Here is a 12,641-nt window from a genome sequence, read left to right as displayed (position 1 = left end):
GGTTCTTATGTTTGGACATATGAAAGGAAGAACAGCGCTTGTTACCGGAGGCAGTCGAGGAATTGGAGAAAGTATTGTTAAGCTGCTGTCTAGTCAGGGTGTAAAGGTTGCCTTTACATATCACCAGCAAGAGGTAGATATACAACAATACGGAGAAATGTCTGATGTGAAGCAGTATCGTATGAACTTAACGGATAAAAAAAGTATTGAGTCAGTTGCTCTTGAAGTCGAAAACGACTTTGGAACAATAGACTATCTAGTTAACAACGCAGGCGTTACTTCTGATGGATATATGATGCTGATGAGTGAGGAGAATTGGGATCGAGTAGTAGACACCGATTTAAAAGGGCTCTTTTTGTTAACAAAAAGTGTATTACCTATCATGATGAGACACAAAAGAGGTTCGATCGTAAATCTGTCTTCTGTAGCAGGAGTATCCGGAGTAGTTGGGCAGGCTAATTACTGCGCAGCAAAGGCAGGTGTGATTGGGTTGACGAAAGCGTTATCAAAAGAAGTGGCCACTAAAAATGTCAGGGTTAATGCTGTTGCACCAGGCTATGTAGAAACAAATATGATACGGTCGATGGCGCCTAAGCTTATTGACTCCTTCAAAGCGCGAATTCCTTTGAGACGAACTGCTGATCCGGAAGAGATTGCTAATGTAATCTTATTTTTACTATCAGATCTATCCAGCTATATTACTGGTGAAACCATTGTTGTAGATGGGGGACTTACTAGTTGAGTAAACGTCGAACGCTCATCATTACAGGTGCAGCTGGAGGATTAGGTACAGCTCTTTGTAAGCATCTTGCACATGATTACCACCTGTTGACACTCGATCGGGTACCTGATCAGGACCTCTCAAATGAACTTAAAGATCTTATAACAACTAAAGAAGTTGAGTATCACTGTATCGATTGTACAGATGAGAGTGCAGTTATCCGTTTAAGACAGTCTATCGAGCACGAAGATTTGTATCTGAGCGGGATGGTTTTAGCTGCGGCAATCATGCCCATTTCATCCTTTGAGCAGACTAGCTTGGAGCTGTGGAGACATACCTTGGATGTCAATCTGACTAGCCAGTTTATTATGTGTCAACAGTTCGTAAGCTTACTTAAGGAATCTAGCTCCATTGTTATGGTAGGTTCTGTGCTAGGTAGTGTAGCTGCATATGATCTGATGGCTTATAGCACTTCTAAGGCGGCGCTGCAACATTTGGCTCAAAACTTGGCTTTAGAACTCTTACCCCGTGGCATTAGTGTTAACTGTATATGTCCGGGGTTTATGAATACGCCAATGTATCAAACGGCCGTAAGGAATAGCAGTCTGAATACTAATTGGTATCATTTATTAGAAGGAATTCCTCAAAAGGTTGTAGCTATTCAGGAGGTTGTTCAAGCTATTGATTATATGATTCGTCAAAAAGGAATGACTGGACAAGCAATGATTATTGACGGTGGGTATTCTATTCGTTAAATGAGGTGAAAAAGATTCTTACGAAGCTTGAAGCTAACTCGGTATGGAACGGCTGGAAACAAATGCAGGTGTACTTAGAGAAAGGGCTTATCATATTTGAACGAAGTGAAGGCGGATATTATTACGATCAAAAAGGAAAAAAGTACATAGATGCAACCTCTAATTTACTCTCAAGCAATTTGGGACATAATCATCCTCGAATAATCCAGCGAGTAGCAAAACAATTAAATCAACTAGATTCATGCACTTTAATATACTCAACTAGCAAAATTTCAATTGAATATACCCATAAGCTGTTATCTCAAATTCAAGGCACTTTCCGGCATTTGTTTTTTACAAATAGTGGTTCGGAAGCTACAGATACTGCGATAAAAATGGCCAAGCAATACTACTTCAATAAAGGGCAGCTTCAAAAAAATAAAATTATTTCACTGAAGGGGGCTTATCATGGTTCAACTATAGCTGCAACTGCTGCTTCGGGGAATGAGTATGACAAGCGTGCTTTAGGAGAGGAATTCAGCACTTTTATACAAGTGAAGGCACCTAATAATAGCAATAAACCACTCAACATGACGGACGAAGCGTGGGTAGATGAATGCATACGTGAAATGGAAGACAAAATTAAGTCGGAGCAGCCAGAAACAATAGCCGCTTTACTAGTTGAGCCCGTTCAATTATCTAATGGAGTAGTTGTGTTTGCTGATCGGTATTTTCAAAAGCTTAGATCCATTTGTGATAAATACAATATTCTTTTTATGGTTGATGAAGTGGCGACGGGATTTGGTCGAACAGGCACTTTATTTGCATATGAGGAGTGGGGGGTACAACCCGATATTGTATTGATGGCTAAATCTATGACAAATGGGCTTATCCCTATGGGTGGCGTGCTAGTAACCGGTGAGATATATGATAATTTTTGCGGAGAATTAAATAGTACCAAAGAATTTTCTCACGGATATACCTCCAGTGGTCATCCGCTGGCATGTGCTGCAGGCCTGGCTACCTTGGAATGTATCGTCCAGGAATCGATATTAGATCGAGTGAAGGAACATGAAATGCAGGTATTTCAATCTCTAAAGCTGCTGGAATCTTTTCCATTAGTACAGTCGGTACAAGGAAAAGGATATATGTTAGGGATTAATTTTAACCCAAACCTGTGTACTGACGATGAGTTCGAGTGGGAACTGGGTGGGGTGATCGAGATGCTTTTGAAGAAAAAAGGATTGATTCCTTACTATGAAGGTGAAGGGAAGGTAATTATTGCGCCACCCTTAAATTCTACAATAGATCAGTTAATGGAGATTGTAGAGAAAATAGAAAAGGCATGTAGGTTGGTAGAGCAATCATTAAAACTGAAAGAAAAAAGCCGGAGAGGATGAGGGATTATTAAATTCAGGGAATGTCGTATGACGACGATGTATGAAGTGTTTCATCATGCAGGAGCAGATCTCACCTTACAGCAAGTCTTCCTTATTCTAGGGGGAATAAAAAACAGCTTACTTTATATCCAGCATAAAAGTGTAAAACTTTTTATTCCTAGTGGCTTTACAGATATTAGTTGCCCGTTTGTATTTGAGAAGTTCGGACTTCCATATCAGGCTATAACAGTCAGTGATTATTTACAGAGATATAAAGAAGAAGAGGATTTTAAGACAGAGTATATAGCAATCTTACCATTTTCCTCTGAAATTTTGCATGTAAGAGAGCTGGATTATGTAGATCTAACTTTATTTGGACAATCCTATCTTCCCATTCATTCCGTGGATAGTGAAGGTAACCGCTTCATCTTAAGGACAGATGATGAGCAGGATAATTCTAGCTGGATTGATATAGAAGTATGTTTGCAACTTGAACACTCTCATTCTTGGCTTTTGGAAGATAATTTGAGTATTTACATTCTTTCTCGGGAGCAATTGAAGCAGTGTTCATTTATTCAAAACATTCATCAGTTAGATGTTAAAGAGCTTTTAGAAGAAATGGCCACTGCTTTTTTAAAGAATACTCACGTAGATTTTAATGATGGTGTAGTTCGAATTGAGGGAGATCAGGTATATGTGCATTTTATCAAGCAGTTTGAAAAATGTGCTGATGCACTTAGAAATACAGAAAGTCAGAAACAGCAGGCGTTGATTGTGAAGTATGTGAAGGTCGAATTAAGATATTTCAGACAGTTTATATTGGCGGGTACTGATGGATATTATCGAAATGAGTTTGCGGAAGTACTAAATGCGCTGTTCGATGATGAAAGCAACCCTTTGAAAACAATAAATATCAAACAGTGGGAACGAATATCCAAAAAATGGAGGGTGCTGGGGCGTAAGCTCGACATGGGATTGAAGCGTAATAAGGATATTGAAGGATGGATTGCTACGCTGGAATTGCTGGTCAAGCATTTTCAATCTATTCAACGACTGGAGACATCTGCGATCCAAGATTTAAAGCAGATTTTAGCTTCGGAAGGACAAAAGTATTTATTAAGTCTACCCTAGCCTACTTTGATCAGAGAAGGAGGTGAAAAAATGAAAAATGATGAGCTAGAAATGCTTAACACGATTAACTTTGAAGATCTAAAGTTTTCAGATGTAGAGGATATCGAAGAAATTGTAACTCCAGGTTGGGGTAGTTATTATTGCTGCTATTAATGTGAACAATTTACTCTGACATTTTAAGGAGGTGAGATTTATATGAAATCAGTTGATGAACTGCTGAAAAGCGTTGATTTTGATAAATTAAGCTTTGACGAGGTTTGTGAGATTGAGGAAATCGTTACCCCTGGTTGGGGATCGCAAAAATGTTGCGGGTAATCATTCTACTATTTAGCAATTAATCATGATATGAAAGGAGGTGAGAAGCATGAAGGAACAATTGAAAATGGATATTCATTTCGAAGACATTCAATTTGATGATATTCCAGAAGTTGAAGAAGTTATTACTCCAGGTTTTGGTACTGTAGCTTGCTGCACTAACTAATTATTATCAATTATTTTTTAAGTCTGGTAGATGGACATCGTGGATTTATACATACGAGATCAATGCTCTCTTAATTAACGTAACAGACGGTTTATAAAATGTGGGCTGTTCTTATTAAAGGGTGAAATATGCGGGTTACTTTAATTAAAATGCAGCCTGTGTCTTTAGGGGCACAGGTTGTAAACTTTGAAGGCTTGAAGTATCAATACACGGGTAGACAGTTTAAGAAGCTCAGACGAAAGTTTCTTCTGGATATGCTAAAGAAAAAGTATGGCGACCTGGTAGAGCTAGACTTCGTTCGGAGACGAATAAGTTTTGATAACCAAGAAGAATTCAATTACTCATATTCATCAAGTGGATACAATATTGCTGTAATTGTAAGTCAGTTTCAAATTGGTATTGATCTTGAATGTTACGAAAAGCTTAGAGGTTGTGTATTGGATGTATTTGCAAGTCCTGAAGAGATAGAGGCTATACAGTCAGTTGTACAAACAGATTGTAGCAAGCAATTGAAAACGTTTCTTTGGTGCAGTAAGGAAAGTATTGGAAAGCTGATTAGAGTTGGGTTGAAAGACGGATATAAAGCTATTCAGTTTGCTAATGATGACGGCTTGCATATTAATTCCATCTATCCTGCTCTCCCACCTTCGATTTATATATACTATTGCTTTCTCCCCTACCATTGTGTAGTTATTAGTTCATTTCATGAGATCGGAGGAATTGAAAGTGGAGATCCAAGAATTACTTCCTCATAGAGAACCATTTCTATTCGTAGATGAGATTATTGAATTAATTCCAAGAGAGTACTCCAAAGTACTAAAGCATGTTAGAGAGGATGAATTTTGGGTTAAAGGTCATTTTCCCGAAGGTGCAGTTTTCCCGGGCGCCCTGATGATGGAAACCATGGCGCAAGGAGGAGGGATTATGCTTAGCACTGGTGGCGGGCATAACAAAAATGAACATAATGCCTATTTATCAAGAGTAGATAATTTAAAATTCATCTGCAAAGTAATACCGGGTGATACTGTAATAGTGGAAGGGAAATTTGTTGAGAAAATTGCCGATTTTATTAAGGTTAAGGTAAAGGCATCTGTTCAGGGGAAAAAAGTTGCAGAAGCAATGATTACATATATCGTGCTCAAAAAAATATGAAGCTCGCAGAAGGTAAACCTATGGAAAGAAAAGTGGTAGTCACTGGTATAGGTATTCTATGTGCTTTGGGAAATAATAAGGTAGAGGTGTTAAAAGCTTTAGCAGATCAAACTACTGGAATTAAGAAGGCGGAGATGTGCAGTCCTTATGACGATTTAGAGTATGTCAAAGTAGGAATAAGTAATTTTGAGCAAGTAGAGCTAGAACATCCAGATGAACTCGACAAGATTGAAAGAATGACTAGGCAGGCTCTGGATGAAGCATTGAGAGACGCTGGATTGACGGTTCAAGATTTAGAGAAGGAAGGATTACGGGCTTCATTCTCTATGTCTACTTCACTAGCCGGAACAGATCATCTTCTAAAGTATTTAGATTTAGGCAAACAGGATCAGATGTGGGTTGTGAAGACACGAGCTTTTATTAGTAGATTGGCAGCAGCCTATAAAATAGGCGGGGGTTTTTACACAACAAGCTCAGCTTGTGCAGCAGGAACTGCTGGTGCGGGAATAGCTTTTGATCTTATTCGCAATGGCGCAGCAGATGTCGTGGTAACCGGGGGGGCAGATCATATTTCTCTATTCTCCATCTTCGGATTTAACGCCCTTAGATCACTGAGTAGAGATATTAGCAAACCTTTTGATGCAGAGCGTGATGGAATTAACATTGGTGAGGCGAGCGTTTTTTTTATCTTTGAGGAATACGAACATGCTAAAAAAAGAAATGCACGTTGTTATGGTGAAATTATTGGATACGGCTTAGCCAACGATGCTTACCATATTACAAGTCCTGATCCGAAAGGTGCTGGAGCGATTCAGGCTATGACAATGGCACTACAGGATGCTAAGGCTAGCAAAGAAGAAATAGGTTATATTAATGCACATGGCACAGGTACTTCAGCCAACGACCAGATGGAGCTCAAGGCAATTAGAGAAGTTTTTGGTGGTTTTCCCGTAGTATCATCTACAAAATCAAGAACAGGACACTGTTTGGGTGCTGCAGGAAGCATAGAGTTATACTTTAGTTTGTTGTCAATTTATGAAGGCATACTCCCAGAAACGTGGAATTCAAGATTAGACATGGAGGGGGACTGGTCATTTAAAGCTGCAAATGATTCAGGTCCTATTGAATATGCGTTATCCAATTCATTTGCTTTTGCAGGAAATGCTGCTAGCATTCTGATACGAGCGATGGATCGCGTGTAGCCTTGAAATAATATGAATTATAACCTTCTTTGACCCGAATGAAATCAATAGTCCTTAAAACGAACAATAAAGAAGACACCTTGTGGGGTGTCTTTTTATGTCTAAGTATACTCATTTAGAAGACTATCCCATTAAACCCTTCAGCCCATTCAAGAATGGAGAAATAGATCTAATCATATTGTAGCCCATTTTCACAACCGGCATTGTTCTTTGGATCATCCCTACGAAGCCCATAATTCCACCGAATCCTGAAGCGCCTGAACTTGCACCCTCGGCAGCGCCAGCAGCCCCTCCTCCCATTCCGAAGAGTGAGCCGAATAATGGCATGAGTCCTGATACGTTCGCTTTCCGGGAGCGGGAAGAAGTGTGTTTTTTTGATTTTTTGTTTTTATTTTTATTTTTACGTGGTTTGGAAAGGGTCAATCCATCCTTATCGAGGCCAGTTATCCATCCTACATACGTACGTCCATCATGAAGCGTAACGCACACAGGTCTACCTTTGAGCTGTTCAGCTCGCTTGCGAATTTTTGCTCTGTTTGACATTTGTGGATCACCTCATTGGTCTATTTAATTATATATTACTCAGATATTCCGGTGTTGCTTGTGCGAGTTCATCATTAATATGAAAATAAAGTCCAAAAATTGATGAGGAGAGGTTATAAGATTTGAATAACAATTAGTGAAGGGGGTGGAAGGGTGTTATCTGCATGGATTGGGAGTATTACTTTTGCGGGAGCGGCGATTCTTTACAGATTACTGTCTTTAGGATTACCTTATGGTGAATTTGCAATGGGTGGCAAACATAGAATCATGCCCTCACAGATGAGGATTGCGTGTGCGATCTCAGTTGTTATACAATCGATTGCAATCTTGTACTTGTTGCAGGCAGGAAACGTGATTTCTATAGGATTACCTTTTGATAGAAGCGTATGTTATTTTTTCGCAGTCTATCTAATTCTCAATACCGTAATGAATATATTATCGAAGAGTAAAAAAGAAAGACTTGTGATGTCACCTTTGTCTTTAATCACGGCAATTTGCTTTGGGTTTACTGCCATCATGAGTGGGTCTTGAGAGAGTTATTGTCAGATAAAGATTCGACGCTTTTAGACCTTATGTATGCGCTTTCTTGGGGTGCATCTGTATAAGGTGTATTTTTTGTATGTCTAGAGACTCTTGATCTAATAAAAACACAATGTGACCTAGGTCTTTCTTCACACGTTATTATATTTGACACGAATTTATATTAATTTTACAATTCTATACTTTTTCGTCATGTTTGTGTGATATAATATCACCGAAATTATGTAAAAAATACTAGGGGGAATAAATCTTTATGGGATGGAAGACACGATGGAACAAGCCTCTCGCTTCTGTACTAGCAACTGCAGTGCTTTCAGCACAGGTACTAGGTGGAGTCGTTTTGGGTACGGTTTGGAGTCCAGACAAAGTAGCTGCTACACCTGCTACACCTGCTTCTGGAGCCAAGGTTGAGCTCCGTTTGATGAGCACAACGGATGTGCACACTAATGTGTATGGTTGGGATTATTTTAAGGGTGCACCATCTGTAACCGTCGGTCTTGACCGCACGTCAAGTCTGGTGAAACAAGCGAGAGCTGAAGAACCCGACAACCTCCTGCTTGATAATGGTGACTTGATTCAAGGAACTCCGCTTGGTACGTACGTGGCGAAGAAATCGGAACTGAAAGATCCGAATGAGATTCATCCGATGATTGCGGCTATGAATGTTATGGAATATGATGCTGCGACTTTTGGCAATCATGAATTCAATTATGGTTTGCAATTTTTAGATCGTACTATAAATGGTAGCGATGGTAATGAATTAGCTACCGGTGCAAATTTCGATTATGTGAATGCGAACATATATAAAACAGATGGCACGAATGCCTTTGATCCTTTTGTTATTATACCTAAAACAATAAAAGACAGTAATGGTCAAGATCAAACGATTCAAGTCGGCCTAATTGGCCTTGTTACCCCTCAAATCATGGAGTGGGATAAGGTTAATCTGGAGGGTAAAGTAGTCGTTGAAGATATTGCTGCAACGGCAGAGAAATTTGTTCCTAAAATGAAAGCTGAAGGAGCAAATGTCATTGTCGCTATGGCTCATACTGGCTTTGATATTAATGCCGTTATAGGTGATGGTTCCGAGAATGACATTAATGCGCTGAGTAAGGTTCCGGGTATTGATGCGATCACATTCTCACATACCCATAAGGTATTCCCAACGGGAAATGACAGCACACTGGATGCTTTGTTTAAAGATCCGGATACTAAAAAGCCTTACAATAACGATAAGGCTGTAATCGATAACGTGAATGGTCACATTAATGGTACGCCTGCTGTACAAGCTGGCTACGGCGGTGCTTATTTAGGTCTAATTGATCTGGATATTGTATACGGTGATAAAGGCTGGGAAGTAGATAAGAAAAGCTCAAAAGCTTTAACTCGTTCTATTTATAAGACAGAGAATAAAGTGAATTATCCAACGGTCGAACCTGATCCAGCTGTAGATGATGCTGCTGCGGCAGCGCATAATGCTACTATTGTTTATACTGAACAGAAGCTGGGTGTTACAACAGCTCCAATGAACAGTTATTTTGCAATGGTTCAGGATGATCCTACAGTTCAGCTCGTGACGTATGCACAGAAGTGGTATGTTCAGAAGTATATTGATGCCAATATTCCTCAATATAAGGACCTTCCAATTCTGAGTGTCGGTGCTCCTTTTAAAGCAGGACGTAACGGCCCAGAAGAATACACTAGTATTGATGAAGGCAACTTGACTATCCGTAGCGCAAGCGATCTCTATCTATACGACAATACGCTCAAAGCGATCAAGGTTAAGGGTTCTGTTGTTAAAGAGTGGCTGGAAATGAGTGCAGGTGCATTTAACCGCATCAAACTTGGAATCTCGACTCCGCAGTCTCTGTTGAACCCGAAATTCCAAGTCTTTAACTTTGATGTAATTGATGGGATTCAATATAAAATTGATGTAACGAAAAACGCGAAGTACACTCCGGAAGGCGCGATTAATGATGATTCATCGAGTCGTGTAACGGACGTGACTTACAATGATCAGCCGTTAGATCCGAATCAGGATTTTATTATTGTCACTAACAATTATCGTGCAAGCGGTGGCGGTAACTTCCCGGGTGTTAAAGGCTCAGAGTTGGTAGTGGACTCTCAAGATGAGAATCGTCAGGTCTTGATGGACTATATCAGTGAAGCTGGAACGATTGATCCTACTGCTGATGGCAACTGGTCCTTGGCACCTATTAAGGGTAGTGTGAAAGTAACGTTCACTACAACACCTAAAGCAGCAAGTGTACTTCCAACGAACATATACGATATGGGTCAGCAAAATGATAAAGGCTTCGGAATTTTCGAACTGGATCTAAGTGTGAAAACTCCTGCGCCAACTGCAGATGTTGAAGTTCACCTTATTGGAATCAATGACTTCCATGGTCAACTAGACACAGTTTCTACAGTGAGCAATAAGTCTGTAGGCACAGCAGCTTACCTCGCGACTTACTTGAAACAGGCTCGTGCGAAGTACGAGAACTCCTTGCTCTTCCATAACGGTGACTCCGTAGGAGCATCTGCACCAGTATCCTCACTTGAGCGCGATGAGCCGACTCATGCTTGGATGAATATGATGAAATTTGATGTAGGTTCCTTGGGTAACCATGAGTTCGACCAAGGTGTTGATGCGCTAATGACACAGCTTTATGGTGGTGCTGATCCAAAGAATGAAAAAATTATCCATGCTGGTTCTGATTTTGATTATGTGAATGCTAATGCTGTTTATGGTAAAACAGATAATAAACCAGGCCCACCGATTATTAATCCTTATGTGATCAAAGAAGTGGGTGGAGTCAAGATTGGGTTTATAGGTCTTGTAACTAAATCTACACCAAGCAAAGTTGCACCTTCGGGTACAGTTGGTGTATATTTCCTCACTCCTGAGGAGGAAGTAGCGGCTGTTGAGACATATGCCAAGGAGCTCCAAGCTAAAGGTGTAGAGACGATCGTCGTGCTTGCGCATGATCCAGCCTCTACTAAAGATGGCATAACTACAGGTGAAGCTGCTGATCTGGCCAAAGCGCTTCCTGCTGATTCCCCGGTTGACGTTATCGTTGCTGGTGATAACCATGCGCTGGCAAACGGAATAGTAAACGGAAAGTTGATTGTACAAGCATACTCTTACGGCATGGCATTTGAAGATATTAAGCTGATCATTGATCCTATAACAGGAGATGTGAAGAGTAAGTCTGCTGTGGTAACCTCCACCTTCCATGAAGGTGTAACACCAGATCCGGAAAGTGTGGCACTGGTAAATGCTTACCTTGAGAAGCATCCTGAACTTACCCAACCAGTGGGTACAACTGATGGAACCGTAACTCGTACGGATGCTTATACCAAAGAAGCAGCCCTCGGTAACCTAATTGCTGATTCTATGCGTGCTGCTGATTTTGGTGATGGCGTAAAGGCTGCTGATTTTGCCTTTATGAATCCGGGTGGTATTCGTGCGGATCTTCCGAAGGGTAATGTAACCTTTGGCGATTTGGCTAAAATCCAACCATTTGGCAACACACTAGTGAAGCTGACGCTAACTGGAGCACAGATCAAGACCTTGCTAGAGCAACAATGGAAAGAGAAAGCTGATGGATCAGAAGATATCAAAACGTTGCAAATTTCTGGACTGAAATATACAGCGATTATGAATCTACCAGTGAAAAATCGCATTACGAGTCTTACGCTAACTAATGGTACACCAATTAATCCTGATCAGAAATATACGGCAGTGGTGAATAACTTTATGGCTGCGGGTGGGGATAACTACACGGTTCTGACTCAAGCGAGTGATTCACTGGCAGGTCCTATTGATTTGGATGTATTCTACGATTACATTGTGAAGACGTTTGATCGCAAAGAGATCAAGGCAGCTATTGAAGGTCGTATTACGAACAAAGAGAAGGCTGATACGGGATCGGGCAGTGGCGATGGAAGTTCTAATGTTGTAACTCCAACACCTACTCCAACCGTGAAACCAACAGCAACACCAGCACCAACAGCAACACCAGCGCCAACTACTGCTCCAGCAGCAAACTTCAAAGATCTGGGTAAGGTAGCTTGGGCACAGGAAGCTATTCAAGCATTGGCTGCTAAGGGCATTATAAAAGGATTGGATGCAAATACTTTTGCGCCAACCAAAACAGTGACTAGAGCAGAGTTTATTACGATGCTGGTTCGCGCATTGAATCTGACGGGTTCGGCAACAACCAGTTCATTCAGCGATGTTAAACAAGGAGTTTGGTACACGGATTCTATCGCTCTTGCGGTGAAAGCCGGACTTGTAAAAGGCTCTGGAAATGGTAAATTTGAACCGGGTCGTGAAGTGACTCGTGAAGAGATGGCGATTATGATTGCTAATGCATTGAAGGATAAACTACAGCCGATTGATAAGAATGCAGCGCTGGGCAAGTTTGCAGACAAGTCCAGTATTGCTCCTTACGCACAGGACGCTATAGCACAACTGACCCAAATGGGAATTGTTAACGGTGTTGAGGGTGGTAAATTTGCACCTAAGGGCATAGCTAACCGCGCTCAAGCGGCAGTCATTATCTACCGTATGCTTGAACAAGCTTCATAATCCGATAGTTCTTCTAAAAGTGTATCGATGATCCCTAATAGGGACTCGGTACACTTTTTCTTTTCACATTAGGTATTGCCCTTTGCGCTAATATATGATAATTTAGTTCTGCACTGCATGGTTCTTTTATATTTTGTGCGGTCGTGGCGGAATTGGCAGACGCG

General features: G+C 40.7%; 11 protein-coding genes. 10 read left to right on the top strand and 1 reads right to left on the bottom strand.

The features are described 5' to 3' along the window. The first annotated feature begins 7 nt into the window (after positions 1 to 7). The 8 genes from CA598_RS20815 to CA598_RS20785 all read left to right on the top strand — a co-directional run bounded on the left by CA598_RS20815 (position 8) and on the right by CA598_RS20785 (position 6,800). Complete coding sequence (locus tag CA598_RS20815) at positions 8 to 742, top strand: beta-ketoacyl-ACP reductase (protein ID WP_094877744.1); 735 nt, start codon at positions 8 to 10, stop codon at positions 740 to 742. Further along, positions 739 to 1,476: an SDR family NAD(P)-dependent oxidoreductase gene (locus CA598_RS20810; protein ID WP_094877742.1), complete on the top strand. Its 738-nt coding sequence runs from the start codon at positions 739 to 741 to the stop codon at positions 1,474 to 1,476. The genes CA598_RS20815 and CA598_RS20810 overlap by 4 nt, the downstream gene beginning before the upstream one ends. Positions 1,477 to 1,544: 68 nt before the next feature. Next, entirely contained in the window at positions 1,545 to 2,855 is a 1,311-nt protein-coding gene (locus CA598_RS20805; protein ID WP_179283725.1) for an aminotransferase family protein, read from the top strand. Between the two features lie 27 nt (positions 2,856 to 2,882). Beyond that, positions 2,883 to 3,965, top strand: a complete 1,083-nt coding sequence (locus CA598_RS20800; RefSeq protein ID WP_094877739.1) for a hypothetical protein — start codon at positions 2,883 to 2,885, stop codon at positions 3,963 to 3,965. Positions 3,966 to 3,995: 30 nt separating this feature from the next. Beyond that, complete coding sequence (locus CA598_RS33035) at positions 3,996 to 4,118, top strand: hypothetical protein (RefSeq protein ID WP_256990575.1); 123 nt, start codon at positions 3,996 to 3,998, stop codon at positions 4,116 to 4,118. Positions 4,119 to 4,574: 456 nt separating this feature from the next. After that, complete coding sequence (locus tag CA598_RS20795) at positions 4,575 to 5,201, top strand: 4'-phosphopantetheinyl transferase superfamily protein (protein WP_094877738.1); 627 nt, start codon at positions 4,575 to 4,577, stop codon at positions 5,199 to 5,201. Beyond that, positions 5,173 to 5,598: a 3-hydroxyacyl-ACP dehydratase FabZ gene (gene fabZ, locus CA598_RS20790; protein WP_218832615.1), complete on the top strand. Its 426-nt coding sequence runs from the start codon at positions 5,173 to 5,175 to the stop codon at positions 5,596 to 5,598. Before CA598_RS20795 ends, fabZ begins: the two co-directional genes overlap by 29 nt. A 20-nt stretch (positions 5,599 to 5,618) precedes the next feature. After that, positions 5,619 to 6,800 carry a beta-ketoacyl-[acyl-carrier-protein] synthase family protein gene (locus CA598_RS20785; RefSeq protein WP_179283724.1) on the top strand — a complete coding sequence of 394 codons (1,182 nt, stop codon included), beginning with the start codon at positions 5,619 to 5,621 and terminating at the stop codon, positions 6,798 to 6,800. A 123-nt stretch (positions 6,801 to 6,923) separates the two neighbouring features. Here CA598_RS20785 and CA598_RS20780 read toward each other — a convergent pair whose 3' ends face one another. Beyond that, positions 6,924 to 7,343, bottom strand: a complete 420-nt coding sequence (locus CA598_RS20780; RefSeq protein WP_094874437.1) for an LSm family protein — start codon at positions 7,341 to 7,343, stop codon at positions 6,924 to 6,926. A gap of 153 nt (positions 7,344 to 7,496) precedes the next feature. Between CA598_RS20780 and CA598_RS20775 the strand changes: the two genes are divergently transcribed. Together CA598_RS20775 and CA598_RS20770 are read left to right on the top strand one after the other, a co-directional pair. Then, positions 7,497 to 7,874 (top strand): hypothetical protein, encoded by a 378-nt coding sequence (locus CA598_RS20775; RefSeq protein ID WP_094877734.1) that lies wholly within the window; start codon positions 7,497 to 7,499, stop codon positions 7,872 to 7,874. Positions 7,875 to 8,136: 262 nt separating this feature from the next. Beyond that, positions 8,137 to 12,477 (top strand): bifunctional 2',3'-cyclic-nucleotide 2'-phosphodiesterase/3'-nucleotidase, encoded by a 4,341-nt coding sequence (locus CA598_RS20770; protein WP_094877733.1) that lies wholly within the window; start codon positions 8,137 to 8,139, stop codon positions 12,475 to 12,477. Positions 12,478 to 12,641: the final 164 nt, after the last annotated feature.

It is taken from the genome of Paenibacillus sp. VTT E-133291 (genome assembly GCF_002264395.1).
Classification (GTDB): domain Bacteria; phylum Bacillota; class Bacilli; order Paenibacillales; family Paenibacillaceae; genus Paenibacillus_AQ; species Paenibacillus_AQ nitricinens.
Note: the sequence above shows the minus strand (reverse complement) of the source record. Positions and strands in the feature narration are given on the sequence as shown.

Excerpts from the sequence above, each read along its gene's own strand:
- CA598_RS33035 (WP_256990575.1), top strand. The coding sequence starts at position 3,996 with ATGAAAAATGATGAGCTAGAAATGCTTAACACGATTAACTTTGAAGAT.
- CA598_RS20780 (WP_094874437.1), bottom strand. The coding sequence starts at position 7,343 with ATGTCAAACAGAGCAAAAATTCGCAAGCGAGCTGAACAGCTCAAAGGT.
- CA598_RS20785 (WP_179283724.1), top strand. The coding sequence starts at position 5,619 with ATGGAAAGAAAAGTGGTAGTCACTGGTATAGGTATTCTATGTGCTTTG.
- CA598_RS20795 (WP_094877738.1), top strand. The coding sequence starts at position 4,575 with ATGCGGGTTACTTTAATTAAAATGCAGCCTGTGTCTTTAGGGGCACAG.
- CA598_RS20815 (WP_094877744.1), top strand. The coding sequence starts at position 8 with ATGTTTGGACATATGAAAGGAAGAACAGCGCTTGTTACCGGAGGCAGT.
- CA598_RS20800 (WP_094877739.1), top strand. The coding sequence starts at position 2,883 with ATGACGACGATGTATGAAGTGTTTCATCATGCAGGAGCAGATCTCACC.
- CA598_RS20770 (WP_094877733.1), top strand. The coding sequence starts at position 8,137 with ATGGGATGGAAGACACGATGGAACAAGCCTCTCGCTTCTGTACTAGCA.